This window comes from Carnobacterium viridans, from assembly GCF_900102725.1.
Classification (GTDB): domain Bacteria; phylum Bacillota; class Bacilli; order Lactobacillales; family Carnobacteriaceae; genus Carnobacterium_B; species Carnobacterium_B viridans.
Genome location: NZ_FNJW01000003.1, coordinates 75262 through 100614 on the forward strand (window position 1 = coordinate 75262; position 25353 = coordinate 100614).

Annotated in this window: 20 protein-coding genes and 3 pseudogenes; 7 read left to right on the plus strand and 16 right to left on the minus strand. The window is 36.1% G+C overall.

Annotated features, from left to right (window positions below; genetic code table 11):
• The first annotated feature begins 85 nt into the window (after positions 1-85).
• The gene (locus tag BLT48_RS00730) at positions 86-1165 is read left to right on the plus strand and encodes an IS30 family transposase (protein ID WP_089974418.1); all 1080 of its coding nucleotides are present in this window, start codon (positions 86-88) and stop codon (positions 1163-1165) included.
• Between the two features lie 430 nt (positions 1166-1595).
• Here the strand turns inward: BLT48_RS00730 and BLT48_RS00735 are convergent, their stop codons facing one another.
• The 12 genes and pseudogenes from BLT48_RS00735 to BLT48_RS00790 form a co-directional block, all read right to left on the minus strand.
• Positions 1596-2603 (minus strand): DNA/RNA non-specific endonuclease, encoded by a 1008-nt coding sequence (locus BLT48_RS00735; RefSeq protein WP_089974420.1) that lies wholly within the window; start codon positions 2601-2603, stop codon positions 1596-1598.
• A gap of 98 nt (positions 2604-2701) precedes the next feature.
• Positions 2702-5740, minus strand: a complete 3039-nt coding sequence (locus tag BLT48_RS00740; protein WP_439328929.1) for a type I restriction endonuclease subunit R — start codon at positions 5738-5740, stop codon at positions 2702-2704.
• A gap of 29 nt (positions 5741-5769) precedes the next feature.
• The gene (locus BLT48_RS00745) at positions 5770-6921 is read right to left on the minus strand and encodes a restriction endonuclease subunit S (protein WP_176944023.1); all 1152 of its coding nucleotides are present in this window, start codon (positions 6919-6921) and stop codon (positions 5770-5772) included.
• Complete coding sequence (locus tag BLT48_RS00750) at positions 6914-8536, minus strand: type I restriction-modification system subunit M (protein ID WP_089974426.1); 1623 nt, start codon at positions 8534-8536, stop codon at positions 6914-6916. The genes BLT48_RS00745 and BLT48_RS00750 overlap by 8 nt, the downstream gene beginning before the upstream one ends.
• Positions 8537-8606: 70 nt before the next feature.
• Positions 8607-9101: a TIR domain-containing protein gene (locus BLT48_RS00755; RefSeq protein WP_089974428.1), complete on the minus strand. Its 495-nt coding sequence runs from the start codon at positions 9099-9101 to the stop codon at positions 8607-8609.
• Positions 9101-9937 (minus strand): macro domain-containing protein, encoded by an 837-nt coding sequence (locus BLT48_RS00760; RefSeq protein WP_324199221.1) that lies wholly within the window; start codon positions 9935-9937, stop codon positions 9101-9103. Before BLT48_RS00760 ends, BLT48_RS00755 begins: the two co-directional genes overlap by 1 nt.
• 17 nt (positions 9938-9954) lie before the next feature.
• On the minus strand, positions 9955-10782 hold the full coding sequence (locus BLT48_RS00765; RefSeq protein WP_089974430.1) for a hypothetical protein: 828 nt from the start codon (positions 10780-10782) through the stop codon (positions 9955-9957).
• A gap of 458 nt (positions 10783-11240) precedes the next feature.
• Entirely contained in the window at positions 11241-11810 is a 570-nt protein-coding gene (locus BLT48_RS00770) for a recombinase family protein (RefSeq protein WP_089974500.1), read from the minus strand.
• A 574-nt stretch (positions 11811-12384) separates the two neighbouring features.
• Positions 12385-13737, minus strand: coding sequence for an IS701 family transposase (locus BLT48_RS00775; RefSeq protein ID WP_167554785.1), 1353 nt, complete (start codon positions 13735-13737; stop codon positions 12385-12387).
• An 80-nt stretch (positions 13738-13817) separates the two neighbouring features.
• Positions 13818-14009 carry a helix-turn-helix domain-containing protein gene (locus BLT48_RS14400; RefSeq protein ID WP_089974434.1) on the minus strand — a complete coding sequence of 64 codons (192 nt, stop codon included), beginning with the start codon at positions 14007-14009 and terminating at the stop codon, positions 13818-13820.
• Positions 14010-14206: 197 nt separating this feature from the next.
• On the minus strand, positions 14207-14476 hold the full coding sequence (locus BLT48_RS00785; protein ID WP_167554786.1) for a transposase: 270 nt from the start codon (positions 14474-14476) through the stop codon (positions 14207-14209).
• Positions 14477-14542: 66 nt separating this feature from the next.
• Positions 14543-14686: pseudogene (locus BLT48_RS00790) on the minus strand (ATP-binding cassette domain-containing protein); the annotation flags it as partial.
• 255 nt (positions 14687-14941) lie between these two features.
• On the opposite strand from BLT48_RS00790, the gene BLT48_RS00795 reads away from it, so the two are divergent.
• From BLT48_RS00795 to BLT48_RS00815, 5 genes are all read left to right on the plus strand, one after another.
• Positions 14942-15361: a PTS sugar transporter subunit IIA gene (locus BLT48_RS00795; protein ID WP_002354802.1), complete on the plus strand. Its 420-nt coding sequence runs from the start codon at positions 14942-14944 to the stop codon at positions 15359-15361.
• A gap of 12 nt (positions 15362-15373) precedes the next feature.
• Positions 15374-15865, plus strand: coding sequence for a PTS sugar transporter subunit IIB (locus BLT48_RS00800; RefSeq protein ID WP_089974438.1), 492 nt, complete (start codon positions 15374-15376; stop codon positions 15863-15865).
• A gap of 16 nt (positions 15866-15881) precedes the next feature.
• A complete protein-coding gene (locus tag BLT48_RS00805; protein WP_089974440.1) occupies positions 15882-16697 on the plus strand; it encodes a PTS mannose/fructose/sorbose/N-acetylgalactosamine transporter subunit IIC in 816 nt (271 codons plus the stop codon).
• Positions 16694-17521: a PTS system mannose/fructose/sorbose family transporter subunit IID gene (locus tag BLT48_RS00810; RefSeq protein ID WP_089974442.1), complete on the plus strand. Its 828-nt coding sequence runs from the start codon at positions 16694-16696 to the stop codon at positions 17519-17521. Before BLT48_RS00805 ends, BLT48_RS00810 begins: the two co-directional genes overlap by 4 nt.
• 147 nt (positions 17522-17668) lie before the next feature.
• Positions 17669-20188, plus strand: a complete 2520-nt coding sequence (locus tag BLT48_RS00815; protein ID WP_089974444.1) for a sigma 54-interacting transcriptional regulator — start codon at positions 17669-17671, stop codon at positions 20186-20188.
• Positions 20189-20493: 305 nt separating this feature from the next.
• Here the strand turns inward: BLT48_RS00815 and BLT48_RS00820 are convergent.
• Positions 20494-20811 (minus strand): annotated as a pseudogene (locus tag BLT48_RS00820) (transposase); the annotation flags it as partial.
• Between the two features lie 683 nt (positions 20812-21494).
• On the opposite strand from BLT48_RS00820, the gene BLT48_RS00825 reads away from it, so the two are divergent.
• Positions 21495-22754 (plus strand): cytochrome P450, encoded by a 1260-nt coding sequence (locus BLT48_RS00825; RefSeq protein ID WP_089974447.1) that lies wholly within the window; start codon positions 21495-21497, stop codon positions 22752-22754.
• Positions 22755-23121: 367 nt separating this feature from the next.
• On the opposite strand, the pseudogene tnpC reads toward BLT48_RS00825, so the two are convergent.
• The 3 genes and pseudogenes from tnpC to tnpB form a co-directional block, all read right to left on the minus strand.
• Positions 23122-24120: pseudogene (gene tnpC / locus BLT48_RS00830) on the minus strand (IS66 family transposase); the annotation flags it as partial.
• A 31-nt stretch (positions 24121-24151) separates the two neighbouring features.
• Positions 24152-24685: an IS66 family transposase zinc-finger binding domain-containing protein gene (locus tag BLT48_RS00835; protein WP_089974457.1), complete on the minus strand. Its 534-nt coding sequence runs from the start codon at positions 24683-24685 to the stop codon at positions 24152-24154.
• A gap of 104 nt (positions 24686-24789) precedes the next feature.
• Positions 24790-25122, minus strand: a complete 333-nt coding sequence (tnpB, locus tag BLT48_RS00840) for an IS66 family insertion sequence element accessory protein TnpB (protein WP_143019084.1) — start codon at positions 25120-25122, stop codon at positions 24790-24792.
• Between the last annotated feature and the right edge of the window lie 231 nt (positions 25123-25353).

Here is a 25353-nt window from a genome sequence, read left to right on the forward strand (position 1 = left end):
AGCCACCGCTAACTAAAAAACGCCATGTGAATTTCATGTTATATTGAAGTTACCACTAACTCTCAATAGACAAGGATGAATTCACATGACGCAAACTAAGAATAACATAGATTCACGTAAGGGAAAACACCTTTCTTATGCGGAACGCTGCCAAATAGAGGTTCTAAAAAAAGAAGGCTATTCAAACCGACAGATTTCTGGAGTTATTGAGCGAGCTCCACAAACCATCCATAATGAAATCAAAAGAGGGACAGTTACACAATTAAAACGCCAAAATCAAAATGGCAAAGTGTATGACTATTATGACTCTGTTTATAGCGCTGACGCAGGACAATCTCACTACGATAAAGAGCGTCTGAACTCTGGTAGACGGCCCAAATGGGCCGATACAGATGCTTTTACTAACTGGGCTGATGACAAGATGATCCATGAAAAGTGGTCCCCAGATGTTGTAATTGGTTTTGCCTTAAATCAGGGATTGTTCAATCCTTCAATCATTCCTTGCACCACCACTCTTTATCAGTGGATTGATCGAGGCATCATGAAAACAACGAACTTAGACTTGCTCGAAAAGCTGTCTCGCAAAATAAAAAAACAGAATCATAAATCGAATCTTAACAAGCGCATATTAGGAAAATCCATAGACGAGCGTCCAGAAATCATCGGAACTCGAGAAACATTCGGCCATTGGGAAATCGATACTGTTGTAGGAAACAAGGTGAAATCAGATGCCGTTTTACTGACGTTAGCCGAAAGGCAAACACGTTTTGAAGTCACCTTAAAATTGAATGGAAAAGACGCTCATTCAGTTGACCAGGCAGTTCATGTATTGCGAGAGCGTGCTGGTGAACACTTTAGCTGCCTGTTTAAAACGGTAACCTCCGACAATGGATCAGAATTCACAGGACTGCACGAAGCCTTGCAAGATGTAGTGGATGTCTATTTTAGTCATCCTTATACTTCATGGGAACGCGGGACAAGCGAGAACCAGCATAAATTGATTCGCCGTTTCCTTCCCAAAGGGAAGCCGATGACTGATGTGAACGAAGCTCAATGCTTACGAATTCAACAATGGATGAATGACTATCCTAGAAGAATCTTAGATTATCAAACACCACATGACTGTTTCGTGAAAGCATTCCAACAAGAACGTATGGCCACTTGATTCGTGAATTTTTGACAAACAGGACTCATTACAGTTCGATAGCTAGATATTAAAACGTAAAACAGAGTAACTACAAGTGGCTAACTTAAACTTGAAATTTACGAAATAAAATAATTGTAATTTTGAAGGGAGTAGGAGATAAAATGTTTTCGGAATTTTCTAATATCCTTTGTAGGTTTCGCTCTTGTTTTAATAGATATGTTCAATAAAAATGTTTCGCGTTCGCTTAAAATAGTTATTATGTCTTTTATTCTTGGTATCATGTTTATATCATGTTTATATTAATTTCACTAATTCTTTTATTACGAGGGAGCTCAGAAATTTTAATTGGTAATTTAATGGAGAAAAATGTTGATTTAGAAATCTACTGATCTCATGTGGGTTTACAAGTAGTATATGACATATTAAATCTGTAATAATTTTGTTCTTTTTATTCTCCAATCATGCCATCTCCATCGTTATCACGCATATAGATATAAAGCCAATGGTCTTTTGTAATGGGCATGGAGAAGCCAGCATCTTTTGCTTCTTTAATTGTTACCATTCCGTTATTATTTGTATCGACTGAAGAAATATCTTCACTAGGTTTTTCTGGTTCTACAATAGAACTTTCTGGTGAGGGTTCACTTTCAGTTGACTCACTTGTTGTTAACCCTTGTTCTTTATTATATTCATCAGGATTTCCGTTCACGAATTCATCAACAATATCATTTCCAAGAATCGTATACGTATACCTATACTTGCTTGGAATTTGTGTTTCAGTGTCAGGATAAGTGATAATGGCTTCGAAGTTCGTTGCTCCGCCTGCTTGACGAATATTTCGTTCCATATAGGCTTGATCACCATGTCGATTGAGTACACTATCTTGCGGAGTAATATTGTAGGCGTTAGATACTCCACCTAAAGAATCTGCAATCACATGTCCTTCATCAAGGTTTGAATTTTCAACACCTGAAACTTTCGCTTCATCATGGTAATATCTGCCATTCGATTTAATGGGTTCCGTTGTATCATCTTGAAGGACAATAGCGTCTGCTGTTACACGAACAAGTTGTCCATATTCATTGGTAAATCCCCAATACTCTCGATCATCAAAACCAATATTAACACGTACATTTGGTTCTCTATGCCCTGATAAGTCGCCACCGTCAACACTAATCGTTTTGTAGCCATCTATCGGTTCCTCTGATGCTACTTCTTCAATCTGGCTTTCCTTAACGGATTGTTCTTTTGTACCTTCGGTTTGACTGGAAGAAGCTGCTTCAGAACTGCTCTCTTTTTTTACTTCTGTACTCTCACTCGTTTGAATACTCTTTGCTGTTGTTTCTGTACCTAAATAACTTTCTGTTGCTCCACTCTCATCTGCTGAAGGACTACAAGCCCCTAGCAAAAGAGAAGTAGCAATCAAAAAGGAAAGCATGTGTTTTTTGACGATCATTTCATTGCTCCTAAACTTTGTATATTTTTCATTTTTAAACGCTCGTTAATTAACGAACGTTTATTTTATTCATTTTTTTATAGGTTTACGTCGTTAAACTAAGGTTTGCGTAAAGGTAAAATCGTTTCGTTAATCATATCTGCAACAGCGTTCTTTATTTCTCTCCAATACGTTAACCGTTTTACAGGATTTTCTGTCGTAGCTTTATATGCCTCATAATCACTTGTTCGTTTTAATTCGGATTCCCCGTTTTGTCTTTCTTTTTTAGGGTTGTAATGATTGACATAAAAAGTTAAGACGCTCTCTTTCATCGCCCATTCTTTTGAAAGACGATTTACTTGGTAAGCGATCGCTTCTTGAATCATTTCTTCCAATAGACTAGAGACTTGCTTGCCACGGTACTGTTCTGGTTCTTCTTGAATATCTTTCCATAATTGTTCCATTAACTCTGCAAGTTTTGGATTCGTTCGTTTCAAATCGTTGATATAGCTATCAATTTCTTCTGAATCAGACTCTAGTTCAGAGCTCATTTCAGATTCTATATAGGTTGGAACCAATGCTTGAATCAGTTGTAAAATATACTCGTAATTGATATCTTCTGTCTTAACAGACTCTAGCTCATATTCCATATCCATATCTATTGGCTCGTCTATTTCTTCAGGATCTGGTTTTATTTCTTCTAGGACATTTTCATACTTTCCATGGTAATGTTCTATTTCTTCTACAGTGACATGATACTCTTTTTCTAGTTCTGCTTCTTCATATTCCGTATACACTTGAATGGCCGCAAAAGCTTTGTCTACTTCTTGAAACGCTTTTGCATACTTTTTCTTTTGTCCTAAACTTAATGCATCAACAGATTCTGGTGAAGAAGCAATTTTTCTTAAGCCCGCTAAAGCATCTTTAAAGGCCTGATGGGCTTCTTCAAAGACCGGTGCTAATAACTCGTTCTCTCCCCCATTTGAATACAACACGAGAGCATCCTTTACTTTTTGCGTATATAAAGCAGGCGTTTGGAACGTAACGACTTGTCCAAAGTGTTTAGAACGATCAAATAACCGATTGGTTCGTGAAAAAGCTTGAATCAAGTCATGTGGCTGCATCGGTGCTCGATCGATAAAGAGTGTTGATAAGCAAGGGGCATCAAAGCCCGTTAACAAACGATCCACTACAATCACTAAATCCAATTGTTCTTTTCTAAATAAGTATTTTTCTTGTTTTCGTGCTAAGCGATCATTAACGTTTTTATTGTACGCCCGCATGGTCTCGATAGAAAAGTAGGTATCAAACATCTCATTATAGTCATTAATCGCTTCTGTCATCTTCTCTTGATTGGTAACAGAAGTCGATTCATTTTCTGAAATCGAATAAGTAATGGCCACTCTTGGAAAAGTGGGCAAAACACTTTTGGTTTTGTCATGAATCGTTACTGGTGTTTCTTCAGCAACCACTTTTTTAAATAAGTCGTAGTAACGTTGGGCTTGTGCAATAGAAGATGTCGTTAACACAGCATTGTACGTTTTACCTGGACCATTTTGAAAGCCTAATTTTCGTCGAGATTTGTTTACAATTGAATGAATGACTTCTAACATATGCTTTTCGTCTTCATAAACGGATTTTGGAATCATGCGTTCCTTTTCTTGTTCAGACAAACTTGCTAGGTCTATACTTGGATCTAGTTTTAAAACCAAGTCGTCTAATTCATCATCCGAAAAAGTGCTCTTGTATTCAATTTGAAAGCCTAAGACCGCTTTATCGTGAATCGCTTCCTTAACGGTGTATTCATGTAGGCGGCTGCCGTATTGTTCTTCTGTCGTTCGTGCTAAGTTTCCTAAAGCTTGTTTAGCATTTTCAGCAAAAATAGGCGTACCGGTAAACCCATACCAAAGAGACTGATAGAAAAATTTCTCGATCTCTTTTTTCTTTTGAGGAGAGACTGCCCGGTGGCATTCATCGACTACAAAAGCGACATGCAAGTGTTTCAATTTTTTATACCGCGGAGTCGATTCCTTTCCTTCAAAACGCTTCATTACATGGTTTAATTTTTGAATTGTCGTCACAATGACTGAACGATCAGCTGAGAGTAATTTTTTAATCAAATCGCTGACATTATCCGTCTCATCGATTTGGACCACATCATTTTCTGCATAAGAAGTAAAGGATGAAGTGGTTTGTTGGTCTAAATCAACACGGTCAACGATAAAAATAGTTTTATCTAATGAGGGAATTTGCAACAAGTTACGAGCTGCTTTGTAAGACGTCAACGTCTTACCTGAACCTGTTGTATGCCAGACATACCCTGATTCTTGTCGTTTTGAGGCTTGTTTAATGGCTTCAATAGCATGTATTTGATACGGTCTTAATAAAATTAATGCTTTTTTATCGCTATCGATAACCGTGTATTGAGTTACCATCTTATGGGCTTGTGGAATCGATAAAACGTGTTCAGCAAAGTCTAAATAACTCGTAACGGGATCATTTTTTGAATCCACCCAAGTCGATAAAAATTGCTCATTTAATTTTGTGTCTTGTGCAGCAGCTATGTAGCGTGTATCGCTGCCATTCGACACAATAAACATTTGAAGGGCTGAAAAAATTCCGTTAAACTTGCCTTGTATTAAGTATTTTTTAATCTGTCTAAAAGCATCCATATAAGAATGGGCTCTATTTTTTAATTCAATATGAATCAGTGGCAAACCATTGATCAACAAAGTGACGTCAAAACGTCGATTTCGATCGTCTGTGCTTTGTTTAAAACTCTGAAATTGATTAATCACTTCGTAAGAAGACATTCCACCCGCTATATCTGCTCGGTTCAATACTTTCAAACGAACCGTTCCAAGAGACGCATCTTCGCGTTGGACTTGCACTTTCGCAACGCCATTTTCACCAGCCAGCCATTTAGCTGCGTCATAGAAGTTCGCAAAGGTTAATTGGTTTTGAACCTGACGGAATTCTTGTTCCGTCAGGTTCACTTCATTTAACACGTCTTTATTGTTTCGTTCTAGCTTTTCTCTAAGATTTCTCCATAATTTTTCTTCTGTGTTTAAGTCTTTCCGATAGGTCCATTGCGAATCTCCACTAATCAATTGGTTAATGAGATTTTGTTCCAACTCTGATTCAGAAGTAAACGTGATTGCCATCCACTCGCCTCATTTCCTTAATCTTAAACAAACATTTTTTGTAGCATAGCTTTTTTAAAATTTTGATAGGTTTTTAATTTTTGTTCATGAAGTTCAATGGTTTCATCTAGTTGTTTAAGAAATTTACCTATCTTAGCCTGTTCCATGCTATTATCAGGATAAAATACATCTTTACTCTTTAATATTTTAAAATGCCGTTTATACCCCTCACTCTCTGGGTTGTTAATTTCAAGCAGATAATAAGTAAAGAAGCCGTTGAAACTATCAATACTGATAATTTTTAGTCCGTCAGTTGAAACAAGAAAAGGACTTGTAGGTTTATATAGCGAAAGTGTATGATCTCCAAATAAAGTAACATCTTCAAACCCTATAAATGGTGCATCATTAGAGTAACCTACGATTGAATTATTTCCTTGCTGAATAATAGGATACTTTCCGTTTTCTATTGGTTCAGAGATATATTTCTTAAAACTATGAGATACAATTATCTTTCCTAGCCTTTCTTTTTTCCAATCATCAGTAAATCCAGCAAACCTAACTCTTGGAACACTTTCTCCTTTTTGTGGAAACATCTTTTGCAGCATAGCTTTTTTCAGTTGCTCATAGTTGTTAAGAAGTTGTTGCTGAAGAGTGATAGTGTCGTCTAATTCTTTGAAGAAACTTCCGGTTTTTTCTTGTTCAAACTTGGTGGGAAAATTAAATTCCATTTTTTTAAAATTCCCTGTTGTAATTTGGTTTATCGTTGCACCAAGGTTTTTATGAATCTCAATCTCAAATTGTCTCGTATCTAGTAGAGCATTTATAAACGATGAAGTCTCTGAATGAATACCTGTCATAAAAGCACCTATAACCGTGTTTTCCATTGGTTTTTTAATAGCTGCATGCTTACCAATCAATGATCTAGAACCGTTTCGAACTACAATAACAATATCTCCAACTTGAACGTTAGTACTATTTACTGCTTCATGCTCTACATATACATTATCTGCTTCTACAATTTCGCCGTTTTGTACATTTGATGAACGAAGTACAAAAGTGCCACCTTCTTTAACAATATTATCAGGTGAGTAGGTTAGCCCTGAAAAAAAATCTACTTCATCTACTAACCTTCGTTGTGCCCAACCATCGGTGAATCCATGGAAGCGAATATTCGGTATAAATTGTTTTTTATTCATTTTTATCACCATCATTCATCAACTGTGAAATAAAGGCTTGCAACTCTTTATCAGCTTCCTCTGTTGTTCCGTGCAATTCATTCAACATATCGAACAATTCGTTTTCCGCATGAGTGAGATCTTTTTTTGTTTGTTGAATTTTTGTAGAAATGATTTCTAATGGAATGTCTTCCTCTTCTTCAAAGGTATCTACGTAACGAGGGATATTTAAGTTATAATCATTTTCTACAATCTCTTCAAATTCTGCTACATAAGCATACTTCTCTTTATTTTCTTTTTTAGCATAGGCTTCTAAAATGTCATCAATGTGTTCATCCGTTAACGTATTTTGATTCTTCGCTTTTTCAAATCCTTGAGAAGCGTCAATAAATAAAACATCTTTAGTTGGACGGTCTTTCTTCAAGATAATAACGGTCGTCGGAATAGAGGTATTAAAGAAAATATTAGCGGGTAAGCCAATCACTGTGTCGATTGCACCATTCTCTAATAACACTTTACGAATTTTTCCTTCTCCACCACCCCTAAAGAGTACTCCATGTGGCAATACAATCGCCATAACACCAGAATCTTTTAAATGATAATACCCATGTAACAAGAAAGCAAAGTCTGCTTTTGATTTTGGTGCTAAAACGCCATAGGTAGAAAAACGAACGTCTTCTAAGAAACCTTTATCCGCTGACCAATTTGCTGAATAAGGGGGGTTCATAAGGACAGCGTCAAAGTTCGTTGGTTCTTCTGTTGGCCAGTCTTGGTCCAACGTGTCCGCATTACGAAGGTCTTGGTTTGCAGTCGATACACCATGAAGAATCATATTCATTCGTGCTAAGTTGTAGGTTGAGGTATTGAGTTCTTGTCCAAAGTAAGAAATCGTTCCAGGTTCATTCGAATATTTCTTCGCATTCAACAATAGCGAACCCGATCCCATTGTTGGATCATAAACAGAAAATCCTTTTTGATTTTCTTTTCCTTGTAGAACGATTTGAGTCATTAATTTTGCAACAGGTTGAGGCGTGTAAAATTCTCCCGCTTTTTTACCGGATTCAGAAGCAAATTGACCGATTAAATACTCATAAGCGTCCCCTAATACATCTCCTGCATGTCCAGCCATGTTAAGGACTGATAATTCTTTCATAACATCCGCAATCGTTTTATTTTGTTTTTGTGGCGATACACCTAGTTTTTTAGAATACAAATCAATGTCTTCAAAAAGATTTTCAAATATTTCACTAGATTGCTCGATATCACGAAATCCTTGTACTAAATCTTCTAATTGAAAAGAACCGTCATGAATTGCGTTAACTTGTGCTGTAAACGTTAATTGAGGTTCAATAGTATAAGAAAATTCATCTTGTAATTCTTCTAATAGATCTTCTTTAATGTCACTATCTTCACAGGCTTTTACATATAAACTCTGGGCTACTTGTAAATCTTCGGTTTCTTCTTCTAGTAATACGGAAACATAGCGAAGCATGTTATCTGAAAGGTATTTATAAAAAACCAATCCTAATAAATAACTTTTATATTCGTTTGCATCCATTTTTGAACGTAAGATATCCGCTGAATTCCATAGAGCTTGATACAAGGTCGTTGAATTTTTTTCTATTTTTTCTGTCATTATGTGCTCCTCTTTAATCTTTTTATATTATTATCGGTTTCTATAGCCTAATTATTATTAATTACAAAATTTATAATTTATCATATACTGATTCTTTATAGAAATAAGGGCCACTTTTCCCAAGTAATTTATACTTCTTATAGCTATCAGGCCAATTTTCTAAAGCATGCTGCATAATCTTCTTTTCAAAAGGTATAAAGATAGCTAATTTATTTTCTAAAGAAACAGGACAAAGATTATCACTCGATCTGCTCTTATTAAGGTTGACACAGATTATTGGTAGATTTAAACGAATGGCCGTTTCTATTTCCCACTTTACAAATTTTCGTAAATATCTAGTATTACTACCTATTAAAAGAACAAACACCTTAGTATTCATCATCCTTATACTTAGTTGTCGCTTAATAGAAATTTCTTGGCTACTGTCACGTGCAGTATTAAGATCATGAGCATCATAAAAATTAAAAGTAGAATTATCTCTTTGGCGCCAAGCTCTCATTAAATGATAATAGCGTATATCATTATCTCCATCAAACGCTACATATGTTTTATTACGATATGCCATTATTTTTCAATCTCCTTCATTTTAAAAATATTAATTCTACTTATTTTCTCTTTCTGAATAATAATCGATAATTTAGCAGGATGTTTAAATTTATGTTTACTTATTTTAAAGGTCCATAACATGATACTAAGAAGCTCATCATCATTAATGTCTTCAAAACCATTTTTAAAACGAGTTATACCTGAACCAAAAATAGGAACGGAAACATCTTTTTGGGCATAAATCTTATTTATCTCATCCCAAAAATATAATAAAAAATTAAGATATTCATACATCGTTAATTCTGCTTTATTCTTATTAGTGAATCTAGTAAAAGCAGTTAATACATATTCATTTATAACTATGCTACTACCTAGTTTATATTTAATATTATTCCCTTCACGTTCAATATGCTTCTCAATAATATTATCACTAATATTTAAGTCCACATCATTCTTGATTATTCTATTCAATACTTTTGGATTCTGGTATTCTCTCACTACATATTGACCATTTAAAGATTTTTTAGATATAATTCTATCATCAACTTGCGTATCAAAATATTCATTAAAAGGAATAACCTTTAAGCCACTTTGCTCGAACAGATTTCCAGTTCTTATCTCGACTTTAGAACCTTCAATATTTAATTTAATATTAGTTTTTTTATTCGCACAAACCCATATGAAAAAATAAACTACTAAGAGAAACGAAACAAACATAAGAGCTAAACAAACTTTAATGTCTTCAGGAATTTCAAAAAAAATCAATAATAGCGTTAAGATTGTCACTATTATTGAAATAAACTTTCCATATATTTCTCTAATCATTTTATCGAAAATATTAATTTTTATTGTCATTATAAATAAATCTCCCTTTATAACCTATTATCAAAATATAAAATATCTAAGGGATGGGTACTTTTATCAGATAAATTATAATTTAGTAACCACTTTTTAATTTTAGCAGAGTCTAAGTTCTCGAAGATATTAAGTTCTTGCTCAACTCTATATAGTATTTCTAATTTATTTTTACTTTCTTCATTAAAAACCGCTGTCCTTTTTTCAATATTTTCTTTTAAATATGTTATACGAGGATTTTTCTTTTCTATTATAGATGCAATTTTCAATTCGTTATATATCCATGGAGAATTAGTTTTCTGCTTTTTCACTTCATTAATTGCTAATGATTCAGGAGTATTTAAAAATATTAAGCACTCTGTAGAATTAATAATGTCATTCAGGGCTGTTGAAAGCATCATATGTACGTGGCTTGTAGTATAATTACGAATATTATAATCATAGATAGGCTCTCCATATTTGTCTCTACTTGAGATACTATATTTGTTATCAATATCTCTGAGTAAGTCATTAGCGCTACCCCAAATAACCGAGTCTATAAAGGTTATCAATCCAAAATTTTTATTAAGCCAACACGCGAGCCTCTTTGCAGTTCTTGCATCGTTATGTGAATGAGAAATAAAAATATCCGCGTGGTAATTTGGAAATAAGTTGTTTATTAACTTAGATCCATCAATTTTATTGTCAGGAGTTTTAGGTAATAATGTTATGTCTTGCATATTATTTTTAATATTATTTTTCAAAATTTGTGTTTCTTTATCAAAAATATCAATTTCTGAATCAGTAATATCAAAAAAAGACTGATCATCTATCATTGTTAAGTCCAAATTATAACCTTTAAACATTTATTCTATCTCCTTTTAAAAATGTAATAGTAGATTATTCAATTATTTACAAACCCATTTATTACGATAATTTAATTAAAATAGTAATTTTTTTATAATATCTTTTAATTCTTTTTTTATTCTGTAAACTTTGTCTCTTATAACACAGTTTCTTCTGCAATCTTTTTTCTCGGCAATTTCGATTTCTTTTTGCTACTTACGCACTTAATCTATTCTCCTTTATTTTCGACTGTACAAGAGAGTTCTTAAATAATTAAATAATATAACTGTAGTTTGTTCCTAGGCGATTTAATCACTCTACCACTAGTATATCTCTTCCACGCAAAAATAAGAGAGATTTTTTATTTTCTTTAGTTTGTTATGTCTTTTCCGGTACTTTTTTTCTGTATTTTCTATTGATTCAAGTTGCCCGTTTTTTTTTTGATACGTCTTAGATAATCATCCATAAATTTGTGGTTTTATTCCTTATTAAGTAAATAGTATCTCTTTCGTTTATATCTTGTTAATGTGCTCTTACTAATCCCAGTCATTTTCTCTACCTGCGTGTAAGAGTGAGTCTCTAGTAGACTCATTGCCAGATTGATCTGCTGTTGAGAGAACTTTTTAGGACGACCTTCTCGGTATCCAGGTCGTTGCTTGGCTATTTCTTTTCCTTCTTGAGTTCTTTCTACGATTAAGTCTCGTTCAAAATCTGCGAAAGCACTAAAAATAGTAAAAATGAGTCTACCAGTAGATGTATTCTCAATCACACCTAGATTTAATACATTAATTTTAACACCTTTTTCAAAAAGCAATTTAATCGTATTTAGAGCATCTTGAGTACTTCGAGCGAATCGATCGAGTTTTGTCACGACCAGTGTATCTCCAATCTGGATATTCTGAATTAACTTCTGAAATTCCGGACGATCTTTTTTTGTGCCAGTAATTTTTTCAAAATAAATTTTGTCACAATGTTCCTCTTCTAATTGACGCATTTGTCCTTCTAAATCCTGGTGACGAGTACTCACTCTTGCATAACCATATTTCACACTTTTCACCCACTTTTCTGATTTACTTTCGAACATAAGATATGACACCATTGTATGTATTGATTTTACTGGATTAATAATTCATAGTCAATACTCTTAAGTTATGAATATAGAAAACAATAAAGTATATTAATTAGGTACACTTAGATTACAATCATCTATTCAAGACATAAATTACATTCATACAACTTATCAATGAAGTGTAGAAAAGATAAGCTTTATCCAATACATACCTTAAAAAGTAGCTGTTTGGATAATACTCCTATGAAATCTTTTTAAGTCATATAAAGGCCTTAGTCCTTTTTGAAAGACAAAAAAATTTTTAAAAGCTGTGAAATTCAGTAAAGAATATATTTCATTATATAATTATTATTAAAAAAATAAAAAAAGATGACCCTATAATTTATCGGGTTCATCTTCTTTGAACTGTATTGTATCATTTTTTTAATATTCTAGTTTAAAGGTACTAATTTAAAGTATCAATAACCTTGTTTTATTAGTTTAAATTATTTCCTATTTTAATGGCGGAAGCAATATTTTGTGCTGTTTTACTTATATTACACCACTTTACAAGTTATTGAAGGTATCGTTTTTTCTTACACCATTGGTCAAAAGCTCTTAGGATGCCCAATGAATTAATCTTATTTTCGAGAGAAGACACGAAAGTATAGAAAAATACTTCTTCTTGGATCGCTGAACCCAGCAGTTGTTTCTTTACTTGTGTGCTTTCTTTCTTCAAATGGACATACTGACCCTGTTGATAAGGAAGCAGCTGCATACAACTATATACAATTGCCGTAAAGTTGATATAACGTTCGATTCCTACCTTGCTTCTGATTCGGTATTCGCCAAAGGACCAAAATGTTTTTTGTTCATAAAAGATCGTTTCAATCCGCCAGCGAAAGCCGTATAAAGTAAACGGCAGAAGGGCTTGATCGATATCCTCTTTTTCGATGATCTCTTCTTCCCAGGATTCTTCCAAAGCTGCATTCGAGAAGATGTCCTCCGGCATAAGGGTACTGATAAACAAACGATAGGTAGATGGATTGTCTGTGTTACCAGCAGAAACCATTGCATAGACAGGAACTGGAAAGAGATTAGTCATGACCTTTCTCGTTCCAATATAATAATCCCCTAACTGATGGATCAATTGAAAGTCCTCTTGTATCGTCAATGGTTGGCCTTTTTTGGGTGGTCTTCCTCGTTTTCCAGTTGGCTCGGGTGGTAAATCGTACAGCTTTGTATCGACTCTTACATTCGCAACCAATTCTAGTTGTGAATGAGCAGAAACAGCTTTTCGTACAGCGCCTTTTGGGTACCAACTGTCACAAAGCAGAATGACTTGTTTTTCCGAAGGAAATGACGGAAGAGATCGCACGATCATCTCAGCAGCTATATCCAATTTGTTTTCGTCTTTTGAGCGCAAACGATAACGGATCGGGACACTTAGATAAGTCAGCTTACCTTCATTCAGTACCGGAACGCAAAGCACTAAACCAACAAAACAGTGACCTTTCAAGTAGTTGTTTCCGTTATGAGCAGCATGATCGAACATCACTTGGTATTCTTCAAAATGAGTGCCAAATTTTGGCTGTAACGTGTCGTCGATAATCAAAAAGTAAGGATATTCAGTCAATTCTGCTGGAACGCAGGAAAGAGCGATCTGAATGGTCGTTCGGCATAAAGCATCCAATGAGATTTCTCCATAAGAAAGAAGATAATAGTATGCGTTTAGTTTGGCAGAGCTGACTTTTTGTAAAAACCAATGATACAAAAACCGAATCGACTGAATGCCTTGCATGGACAAAATAGCAAGTAAAAGAAGAAAAACTTTCTGTTCAGTTGGTCGGGTCATTCCAATAAAATAAGGTGAAAAATAGGACTTCAAACTATTTATTGTGTGGCTCTTTTGGTATAATGAGTTCATAACAAACAACTCCTTTTTTGTTGGTTTTTCTCTCAAATCAATCATACAAAAAAGTTAGAGTTGTTTGTATTTTTATGTCTTCAATGACTTAAAAAGTTGTAAAGTGGTGTCATTTTCAATTTGCTTTTTATCATAACCTGTCGTTTCTTCCGCCGGTTTATCATACGAGACTGAATCCCTAATTCTTTCATTAAGCGATAAATTAAACCTGCACTCACGTTAAAACTGAATTTCTGATTTAGTAAAATCGTTAAGCGTGGATAGCCGTACATTGGATGGTTGATCCATAGCTATAATAGGCACTTTTTTATAGCTTCACGTCTAATAGCTCGCTTGCTTTTTTGCCATTTAAAATACGCATAATAGGTAGAACGTGGAATGTGAAGAACTTTTAAAATGCGAGTGATACGGTGCCCAGCTTTCAAACTAAGACGAATAACTTTTAATACAGTGTCTCGCCCTTTATTTATTAATCTTTTGCCAAAATCACCGTTGCTCGCTTTAAAATATCAAGTTCTTCTTTTAACCTCTTGTTTTCCATAATTAATTCGCGCTCTTTCACTGAAATAATATTAGAATCTTGACTTTTACTTGCTTGTTGAACCCATTTGCATACGGTTGAGACATTAATTGGATATTCTTTGACAAGTGAAGTGGTAGACCGACCGGTCTGATAGAGCTTAATGATGGACTCTTTCACTTCTGGTGCATATTTTGTTTTTCTTTTTTTAGTTGTCACAATAAAAAACCTCCTATAATGTATTTATCGAACATTTCTGTCCATAATTACATTATAGGAGCCCTCAATCGTCGTTGATTTTCCTGCGCCATTCGGTCCTAAAAGAGCATAAAAATCGCCTTCTTCGACTGTTAAATCAATCCTCCGCAACGCTTCAACACCTGAAGCGTACACTTTTCGTAAATCTTGTATCACAAGAGCATCAGTCATTCGTAACTCTCCTTAATGTATAAATATTCATGAGTATTATTGTAACACTTCTCGATAAAAACGGGGGTTATTTTGATTAAATTTCACAGTTTTACTTAGCTGTTTTTCAACAACAAACTAGCCAACGAGCAACGTGTTTATTTTGAATCGAAACTGTTTAAACAGTTTCAAGAACGTCAAAACCTTTTCAAATCAAGGATTTAGAGTTCTCTTTTTTTGGCACAGAACTTGCTTTATATAAATGAGGTGAAAAGAATGAAAAGAAAATTTTTAATTGCTAGTCACGGAAACTTAGCGAAAGGATTCCAAAGTTCCTTGGATATTCTCGCAGACAAAGGAAAAGAGCTGGCGGTCATCAATGCCTATGTGACTCCTGAGGACTACACGCCAATTATTCAAACGTTTCTTCAGTCCCTTGGCGCAGAAGAACAAGCTATTATTTTAACAGATTTATATGGTGGTAGTGTCAATCAAAAAATTGTTCAAGAAGTCATGACGACAAAACCAGACAATGTTTTTATCATTTCCAATGCCAACTTAGCCATTGCCTTGTCGCTGATTTTCTTAAAAGAAGGTGAAAAGCTAACCAAAGAAGATATTCAAGCAGCAATTGCTGAAGCACAAATTCAATTCGTTGAATTAAACCCATCAAATGAAGAAGAAAACTTTTTTTAGGAGGAAATTAAAATGATTACACAAGTACGAGTAGACGACAGATTAATTCACGGCCAAGTAGCCGTAGTTTGGACCAAAGAATTGAATGCCCTCTTATTATTTGTAGCGAATGATGAAGCATCCAAAAACGAAGTAATGCAAATGACGTTAAAAATGGCGGTCCCCAATGGCATGAAACTATTAATTCGCTCAGTCGATGATGCGATTGATGTCTTCAATGATCCTCGTGGTAAAGACAAACGAATTTTTGTAATTGTGAACAGTGTAGCGGATGCTACTAAAATTGCGAAAAACGTGACAGATATTGAAAGTGTAAATGTTGCCAACGCTGGCCGCTTTGATAAATCAGATCCAGCCACCAAAACAATGGTTTTCCCAAGTGTCCAATTAAACCCTGAAGAGTTAGAAGCTGCCAAAGAATTAGCCAGTTTGAATCACGTGGAAAGCTATAACCAAGTACTGCCAACCAACTCAAAATTAAGTCTAAAACAAGCCGTCAATTAAAAGGAGGAAATGAACAATGCTTATGCATGCAACAATGGCAGCCTTAGCTGTATTTATCTGTTTTGCTGGGAATTATTTAACTGGTCAAAGTATGATGGAACGTCCCTTAGTCGTTGGATTAGTCACAGGAATTTTAATGGGCGACATGAAAACAGGGGTCTTAATGGGGGCCTCTTTGGAAGCAATTTTCTTAGGAAATGTTAATATCGGTGGTGTTATCGCAGCGGAACCTGTAACTGCAACTACTTTAGCCACAACGTTTGCAATTATTTCAAATGTCGAACAACAAGCCGCCATGACGTTAGCCGTACCAATTGGGATGTTAGCCGCTTTCGTGGTGATGTTTTTAAAAAATGTCTTTATGAATATCTTTGCTCCTTCTCTTGACAAAGCAGCACGTGAAGGCAACCAAAAAATGGTTGTGACACTGCATTACGGAACGTGGATTATTTATTATTTAATCATCGCTTCGATTTCATTTATCGGAATTTTAGCAGGAAGCGGGCCAGTAAATCTGTTTGTTGAAAGTATTCCACAAAATTTGATGAACGGCTTAAGCGCAGCTGGCGGACTTTTACCTGCCGTTGGGTTTGCTATGTTAATGAAACTATTATGGGATAATAAATTAGCCGTCTTTTACATTTTAGGCTTTGTTTTAACCGCGTACCTACAATTACCAGCCGTTGCGGTGGCGGTCATCGGGACAGTAATTTGTGTCGTGAGTGCCCAACGGGATGTAGAATTTCGCGATATTCTAAAAAGAAAACCTGCGGCGTCTTCTGCGGTTGAAGGCAGTACGAAAGAAATCGAAGAGGAGGACTTTTTCGCATGAAGTTAAAAGAGAATTTATCTAAAGAAGAGAAAAAAATGATGCGCTCTGTTTTCTGGCGTTCTTGGACGATGAACGCTAGCCGGACAGGAGCTACACAATACCACGCAGTGGGTGTCATGTATACTTTACTCCCAGTTATCAATCGTTTTTATAAAACCAAGGAAGAACGGGCCGAGGCATTGGTGCGTCACACCACTTGGTTCAATGCAACCATGCATATCAATAACTTCATCATAGGGCTCGTTGCTTCGATGGAAAAACAAAACAGTGAAGACGAAAACTTTGATGCTAGCTCTATTACAGCAGTTAAAGCCTCATTAATGGGGCCACTTTCAGGCATTGGTGATTCCTTCTTCTGGGGCATCTTACGTGTTATTGCTGCTAGTATTGGGATTTCATTAGCCAGCACTGGTTCGCCATTAGGAGCGATTGTCTTCTTACTTTTATACAACATTCCTGCGTTCCTGATTCACTATTATGCGTTGTATAGCGGCTACTCAATCGGTGAAAGTTTTATCCAAAAAATGTACGAATCAGGCGGAATGAAGATACTCACAAAAGTATCGAGTATGCTAGGCTTAATGATGATGGGCAGTATGACTGCTTCAAATGTAAAATTCAAAACGATTCTTGAAGTTTCCGTTAAAGGAAGCGAAGACGTAGTTAAAATCCAAGACTATTTGGATCAACTATTCGTCGGTATCGTACCATTAGCCGTGACATTACTTGCTTTCTGGCTATTACGCAAAAAAGTCAATATTAACGTGGTGATGTTTAGTATCATGTTCTTAGGTATCTTGCTAGGATTACTAGGCATCTGTTAAAATTGAAACAATAAACATTTAATTATTAAACACTTAGAGCCTGAGACAAAAATCCAAAGTGATTTTTATCTCAGGCTTAAAAGCTGATAAACGGCGGGAACAGAAGCAACCCCTGTCCCGACCTCTCTTTTGGAAGGACGATGAATCATGCGCTTGGAGACCTACCAACACTTAGTTGATATTTTAGAAACCAGCGACACCCCGATGAGCACACAAGAAATTGCCACAAAAATTCAATTAAGTCGCTCGGTAACCAGCTTATACTTAAATAAATTATTGGAAAAAGGTGAAGTCCAACAAATGGGAAAAAAACCCGTTTATTGGCAATTAACCCGTGCAACAACCCCCACGACCGATGTGTTTCGACAATACATCGGTAGCCAAGGCAGCGCCAAAAAAGCCATTGAACAATGCAAATCCGCTATGTTGTATCCCCCATTGGGTATGCCTTTATTAATCCATGGAACCAGTGGCGTCGGCAAAAGCTTTTTGGCAAAACTGATTTATGAGTATCTGAAAAATGAACAAATCATTGGCCTGGAAAAATTCTACACCTTTAACTGTGCCGATTATGCCAACAATCCCGAATTACTGTCATCCATTCTCTTCGGCCATACCAAAGGTGCATTCACTGGGGCTGAATCAGAAAAACAAGGACTCTTGGCCCAAGCTAATAATTCTGTACTCTTTTTAGATGAAGTACATCGATTATCCAACGAAAACCAAGAAAAACTCTTTCAGTTTATGGATACAGGGACCTTCCGCCCCATTGGTGAAGAAGGAAAAATGGTGCATTCCAAAGTCCGGCTACTATTTGCGACCACCGAAAACCCGAAAAAAGTCTTATTGACAACCTTTTATCGCCGAATTTCCGTAATCGTCTCACTTCCGAACTTCAAAGAGCGCCCCATTCGAGAACGGATTGCGATTTTGAAAAACTTATTCCACCGAGAAGCGAAACGAATGACCAAAGACATCAATGTGGACGAAGAAATCTTTACAGTATTATTAGAAAATGACGAACCTGGTAACGTGGGAAGTTTATCCAACAAAGTGCAGCTCCTTTGCGCGTCGCAATTACGAAAAACTTTGCCCAATCAACCCGTCGTCATTGGCGATGCGACTCAACCAATGATTACGATTCCTTTAGACAAAGAAGTGTTAGAAGAAGACACACTTTCTTCCGATATTTTCGCAATATTTGAAGCCTTATTTACAAAAGAAAAAACACTGGCCCACTTAAAAACAGAACTGACACAATTCATTAAATATTGTTTAGACGATAAAATAACCTTGGAAAATGATTACTTTTTACAAAATCTAGTCACGGAAGTCCAAACCAAAAACAAACTAATTATTAACCAACCTGAGCAAACTGAAAAACCGATGAAAGATGTTGCCAAATTGCTGAAAATTTTACCGCCAACATTTAACGAAACAGTGCTCCTCCCAATCCAAACACAGTTAAAGGAACACTATCCACGAACGGTTTCCCTCGTGAAAAACTTAGTCAGTCCGCTGCCAGAAGAATACCGTTTCTTTACAGAGGTACTCTTATCTGTATTACTTAGCGGAGAAATTTCTGAAACGATTCCTTACCAAGCGCTCCTCGTGGCGCATGGTGAATCGACTGCCACAAGTATTCAAGCCGTTGCCAACAAATTATGTGGTGCCTATATTTTCGATGCGATTAACATGCCCTTAACCTCCTCCGTCCGAGATATCGTCGCCGAAGTTAAAGACTGGCTTTCTCAGCGGGACACATCACAAGGCGTCATTATGCTCGTCGATATGGGTTCCCTGACACAACTTTATAAAAGTTTGAAACCTCAAATTCTTGGAGAACTTTTGGTGATCAATAACCTGACCACTGCCTATGCGTTGGAAATTGGTCATCAATTAATGAACGAACAACTTTTCTATGGTATTGCTAAAACCGCTGAAAAAAAATTTAAAACCGATGTACAGTACTTTGAAGGCTTTTCAGTGGAAAAAAATATCATTGTCTCTAGTATTTCAGGTCTGGATATTGCCAAGCAAATCAAACAAATCTGTCAAAAATACCTGTATACTGACATTAAAGTCATTACCCTAAAATACAAAGATTTGGTAAACACGTTAGACATTGCCAACGCCGAAGAAAATTATTTAAAAGAAACCTCGCTCATTTTGACGACGTCTTACTTAGACAACCATACAAATGTTGCTAGCGTGAATCTCTTAGACATGTTAGACGAAGATGCAGGAACCCAGTTGATGGAACCTTTCCAAAACTTGATGCATCCCAATAACATTGATAGCATGATTAACGAATTTGTTCACTTCTTCTCGAAAGAGGGCTTGTCAGAAAAACTAGAATTTCTAAATCCTGACGTCATTATTAAACAAGTCGAAAACGTTACAAAAAACATTGAAAAGCGCTTCGACCTCACACTCAGCGGCAAAATGAAATTCAACTTAATGATGCACAACGCGCTCATGGTAGAGCGAACAATGCTCGGCGTTGAAGATTATGAAGTCCCTGCTAACCTAGAGGAACTAACCATTAACCAAAAACCATTTTTCCAAAATGCTAAAAACATTTTCTATACCCTAGAACAGTTTTATCGAATAGAGATTTCCAACTGGGAACTCTATGTTATTTATGAAATTTTGTCTTCTCGATGAGGGGGGATGGGAAAAGCCACTTTCTAGAGGAAAGTGGCTTTTTTAGTTTGTGTTCTGCGTTAAAAATTCATACATATTAGGTTCTACAGGTGTTTCTAAGGTAAAGTCTAGTTTAACGACGCTTTTTTTCTTACCCTCTTTGTCTTGTTTTTCGACTTGTTGGATAGGGCTCATATGTCAATCATTTGGACAAAAGGATTCGATTTATTTATTTAAAAAATTAAACTGAGTAATGATTTAAAAGTACCCAGCACAAATAGACTGATTTAAAACAATTTTAAATCAGTCTATTTCATTAAAATCAGTTATGAAACAATGACTGATAGCCTCTCAGAGTTATACCACCTAATATAGGAGTCGATTCCAACTATGGCTTTCTCTAAAGTTTTAAAGGTTTGAAAATGAACATATTCTCTCTTAAGAATAGAGTGAAAACTTTCAATTCGAGCATTATCGCCAGGACATCCCTTACGGGAATAAGAATGTTTAAGCCCATATTTTTTAAGTATTTCTTCAAACAAATCTCTGGTGTATTGGCTTCCCATATCACTATGGATAATTATGGTACCTAGTTTTTTTATGACAGCCTCATCAATAACGCTAGCCGTTAATTCTTGAGTCATATGTTTTAAGTTCAAACGAATCTACAAAAAGCGAACCTCTATTGAGCGAGTAAATGGACGAATCGATCGAGATTACCTATTTGAGAATCATACGATACGAGGAAAAAAGAAACTGAATCTTTTTGTGACGATGACTTTTCTCATTATGTTAGCCTTTGCGAAAGATAAGATCAGTAAAAACCATCTAGCTTATCTAACTGCTTGGGTAGCTTAATTTTTTTAAAATTAGAAGGGATCGTTTGTTTGACGTACGCAAAAATAAAAGCGGAGTAAAAAAACAGACACTTTTTTTACACAAACCATGGAATGAACTGACTACTTTCCGCTATTTTACAAATAAGGAAGCCTACGGCTTATTTCGATGCTAGTTATTTTCACAAAAAATGGTACAACGTAATTTATTCTAAAAGAAACTTATTTTAAAAGAATAACAGATGGCGGTTTTTCATTATCTTGAATATGAACAAGATTATTCTGGGAAAGTCCGAATGCTGGGCTATTGAATAGAAACCAGTTAAGGCAGTGGTGTATAGGTTCTTTTTGGACGCTTAAAAAATGAACTGTTTTATATGGAGTATTCTGGAAGGATATTAGTATAGACCCAGTGAGCAGTATTTTTGACACTGAGTTGTTTAAATAGTACGTTTGTATTAGTAGAAATAAAACAAATAGGAGATGAAATAATGAAACAAGTACCAGAAACAAAAATCAAACTAACGGATGTAAAGGAGTTGATTAATAAAGGGTATAACCTTTTAGGTGAGCTTCGTGAAGAAGCAGATGCTCCAGTAGCAAAAGCAGAATTTCTGACAGAAGAAATTACAACCGTTTATGGAGAAGAAGCAGCGCGTAAATTTTATAATCCTGAAAACTTCAAGCGGGAAGGGTCTATGCCAAAAGTAGTATTGAAAACTTTATTTGGTGAAGACGGCGTACAGACGATAGATGGAAAGAAACACCATCAACGTAAAAATTATTTCATGGATTTGATGACTCCAGAACGTATGGAAGACTATAGAGCTATTCTAGATCAAAATCTTGCAACCGAACTCGATCAGCAACATGGCACTTTTGAGTTATTCGACCTTTCTAAAAGAGTTCTCTTTAACTCTATTTGTGAATGGGCTGGAATTAATCTAGCACAGTATGATCCGAAAGAAATCGATAAGCTTGCTAGTAATCAAATATCCATGATTAGCGGAGCCATCACTTCTCCAACGGACCACTTAAAAGGAGTAAAAGACCGTAACGAATCAGAGGGATGGGCTCAATCATTAATTAAAGAAGCTCGCAAAAATCCTGTACCAGGCAAAGAAAATCTTGCCCTCTATACATTCGCACAAGCAGAAGACCTAGAAGGAGAGTTATTACCAGTAGAGGTTGCAGCAGTTGAATTGCTAAACATCATTCGTCCTACTGTAGCACTGACGGTTTGGATGGCCTTAATGGGGCATGCGCTTTTCAGTAAAACGAACTTGTATGACCAATTAAAAGAAGACTTTGATACCCTACAAGATTCCTTTATTCAAGAAATGCGTCGCTACTATCCATTCTTTCCTATGTTACCAGCAATCGCTCTTCGTGATGTAGAAATTGATGGTTACGAAATACCAAAAGATAGCTGGGTTGTCTTAGATATTCATGGTACAAACCATGACGCTCGTACGATTGATCATCCAGAAAAATTTGATATCAAGAGATATATTGGAAAAACAAAAGAAATTTCTTATGAAGAAGAATACGAAATGATTGCGCAAGGTGGAGGAGAATTTAGAAATATGCACCGTTGTGCAGGAGAATGGATTACTCTTCACAGTATGCGTGTCTTTTCTGACCAATTAGTAAATAAATATAACTTTAGTATTCCCGAACAAGACTGGACCGTTCCAATGAACCAATTTCCTACGTATCCAAATAGTAAAGCATTGTTGTTTAAAGAATAATTTAAAAATAAAAGTTTGGTAGAGAGCTCCCGATAAAATGGTACCCATGTCAAGGACACAATAAAAAAAGAGATTAAGCTGCTTGAAGATGCCTCCTATATTGAATAGGGGTCATCTTTTTTAAATTCCATTGATAACGGTAATTGTTAGAGTAACGTAAGCGCCTAATAGAAAGGTACCTAGAAAATGAAAAAGAGGCTGGGACAAAAGGTCTCTCAAAAAAATACACTCCCAAAACTATGAACTATTTTGTTCAGTGGTGGGAGTGTATTTTTCTATATCTCTATCAAAACAAACGAAAGTGGGACTACTTTTTTCACAAAAGTAGTTTTGTCCCAGCCTCAAATGATTGAATATCATGTGCGTTTTAACGACAATTTATCTGCACTTTTGGATCCCATGGCGAATAAGCCTCCAAAGATGTATTTTTTTGATTTGGCAGGTGCGTCAGGAGATAGTCAAAATATTTTTGTGGATTCAATCCATTGGCTTTTGCTGTTTCTTGCAGACTCAAGATGGCTGCGTTGGCGTGAGCACCTTCGGTGGTAGCCGCAAACAGCCAGTTCTTCCGCCCCATGACGAGGGATTTTATGCCGCGTTCTGCTAAGTTATTGGAAAGCACTAAGCGACCATCCTTCAGAAAATTCATTACTTTTGCTTCCTGTTTTAATGCGTAGGAAATAGCTGTTCCGATTTTTCCTTTGATCATCGGATTCAGTGTTCGAAGCCACCCAAAAAATTCTTCGAGTTTCGGCTGAACAAACTGCTCCCTTTTTAATTGCCGTTCCTCGACCGTCAGGTCAGCCAGTTTCTTTTCCTCCTGAAAGATAACATCGCATCTTTCCACGGCTAACCGCGAAGTACTTTTCTTTTCTCCTTCTTTGGCGGGAAGAGCATCATAGAATTTCCTTCGAACATGAGCAAAACAGCCAATGGACGTAACATCCGTGAGTTTCCCGTAAGAGGAATACCCATCCGAGTGAAGATACCCTTTGTAACCGGCTAAAAGATTTTCGAGAACCTCGCTTCCTCTGGAAGGCCCATGTTTATAAATGTGTATTTTCTTCTCCGCATACCGTCCCGAGCTGAAGAGCCAGACGTAGTCCTTTGTTCGGTGGCTATCCAAAACATTGAAAGTTGTCTTATCCGCATGAAGCACCTCTTCTTTCAATAAGACTTTCTTCAATAGCTGAACCAACGGTTCAAAATAATACTCACTGGTTTTCTTATGCCCATTGGAAATGTTGGTTCGTTTGATATCGAAATTCATCATCTTCCAATGGGCTTCCTGACGGTAAGTAGGTACTTTTTGTTGAAACTTTTGGTAAATGGTTTCCGCAATAAGAGAAGCAGAAGCGAAAGAGCCACTGAGTGGAGAGCTTTCGGTACTTCAGCTTTTATGAAGATGTTTCTCCGTATTTTTCGCAAGATGGGCAGGAATAGGCCAATCGAATATGCCGATGATTCTCTAAACCGGCAGGAATGTATACGACCTCTTCACGTACGACTTCTTTTCCCATATCTTTCATGGCAGAAGAACATTGAGGACAAGTACAATTCTCTTCACGGTATAGGTGCTCAACGACTGGTAAGTGAGCGATTTTTTCTTTTTGATGACCTTTCTTTTTATGATGACGGACAGTAGTTTCTTCGATTATTTTTTCTTTGCTTTGACCGCCAGTCTGCTCTGGCCAACTAAAAGACGGATCATCCTCAAAGAGGTCCGTTTGGTTGGGATGGACTTTTTCAGGAGACAAAGTCTCCTTTTTGCGTCCAAACAATTGTTGGAGAAGGTACTGGTTCTGTTCGCGTTGAAGGGCCAATTCTTCATGTACGTGTTTGAGTTGTTGTGTTAACTCAGTTAGATTTTGAGCCATTAACTCATTTTGTTGTAAGGCTTTTTCCAACTGCTTTTCTAACGACTTCGACATGAAGAGACCCTTCTTTCTGTTTTTTTCGATAGATTAATTATAATCGGTTTTCATCAGAAAAACTAGCCTAGAAAGGAAATTATTCTCCATTCCAGACTAGTTTTTTACGTCACGATTTCTTCAGTTGCCGGTTGTATGGTAACTTTCTGGTCAATTGACAATCCTTCCAGCAGCCAACGTAGTTGCTGGGAAGTCAGTTGTTTGATTTCTTGTTGATCTCTCGGCCATTTCAAACGGCCATTTTCGAGTCTCTTATATAAAAGAATAAATCCGTCTCTCTCCCAATATAGGGCTTTGAACCGGTCTCTTCTTCCACCGCAAAATAGGAATACGGCATCATCGTAGATATTCATATCGTATTCTTCCACAATTGTTGCAGCTAACCCATCAATTTGCCGGCGCATATCAGTTTTTCCACAAACGATCGATAAATACATTCTTCACTTTAGTAAGGTCAATAATTTTCATAAGCACTCAACTCCAATAAAAGAATATGCACTATCTCTTCTTTGATCTCTTCATAGAGAAATAACTCTGCTCGGGAGAATTTGACACGAGCCACCAATGTAGAGGGGGGAATCCTTCGGCTTAAATGGCGTGGTAGATGGAGCTTTTGAATCACCGGTTAACGTCACTGGGACAATATCTTGTTTTGCTTTCAAAAATAA

Coding starts and splice junctions, on each gene's coding strand:
- BLT48_RS00730 (WP_089974418.1), top strand. CDS start 86: ATGACGCAAACTAAGAATAACATAGATTCACGTAAGGGAAAACACCTT.
- BLT48_RS00735 (WP_089974420.1), bottom strand. CDS start 2,603: ATGATCGTCAAAAAACACATGCTTTCCTTTTTGATTGCTACTTCTCTT.
- BLT48_RS00745 (WP_176944023.1), bottom strand. CDS start 6,921: ATGAATAAAAAACAATTTATACCGAATATTCGCTTCCATGGATTCACC.
- BLT48_RS00750 (WP_089974426.1), bottom strand. CDS start 8,536: ATGACAGAAAAAATAGAAAAAAATTCAACGACCTTGTATCAAGCTCTA.
- BLT48_RS00755 (WP_089974428.1), bottom strand. CDS start 9,101: ATGGCATATCGTAATAAAACATATGTAGCGTTTGATGGAGATAATGAT.
- BLT48_RS00760 (WP_324199221.1), bottom strand. CDS start 9,937: ATGACAATAAAAATTAATATTTTCGATAAAATGATTAGAGAAATATAT.
- BLT48_RS00765 (WP_089974430.1), bottom strand. CDS start 10,782: ATGTTTAAAGGTTATAATTTGGACTTAACAATGATAGATGATCAGTCT.
- BLT48_RS00775 (WP_167554785.1), bottom strand. CDS start 13,737: ATGAACTCATTATACCAAAAGAGCCACACAATAAATAGTTTGAAGTCC.
- BLT48_RS14400 (WP_089974434.1), bottom strand. CDS start 14,009: ATGTACGGCTATCCACGCTTAACGATTTTACTAAATCAGAAATTCAGT.
- BLT48_RS00795 (WP_002354802.1), top strand. CDS start 14,942: ATGAAAAGAAAATTTTTAATTGCTAGTCACGGAAACTTAGCGAAAGGA.
- BLT48_RS00800 (WP_089974438.1), top strand. CDS start 15,374: ATGATTACACAAGTACGAGTAGACGACAGATTAATTCACGGCCAAGTA.
- BLT48_RS00805 (WP_089974440.1), top strand. CDS start 15,882: ATGCTTATGCATGCAACAATGGCAGCCTTAGCTGTATTTATCTGTTTT.
- BLT48_RS00810 (WP_089974442.1), top strand. CDS start 16,694: ATGAAGTTAAAAGAGAATTTATCTAAAGAAGAGAAAAAAATGATGCGC.
- BLT48_RS00815 (WP_089974444.1), top strand. CDS start 17,669: ATGCGCTTGGAGACCTACCAACACTTAGTTGATATTTTAGAAACCAGC.
- BLT48_RS00825 (WP_089974447.1), top strand. CDS start 21,495: ATGAAACAAGTACCAGAAACAAAAATCAAACTAACGGATGTAAAGGAG.
- BLT48_RS00835 (WP_089974457.1), bottom strand. CDS start 24,685: ATGTCGAAGTCGTTAGAAAAGCAGTTGGAAAAAGCCTTACAACAAAAT.
- tnpB (WP_143019084.1), bottom strand. CDS start 25,122: ATGTATTTATCGATCGTTTGTGGAAAAACTGATATGCGCCGGCAAATT.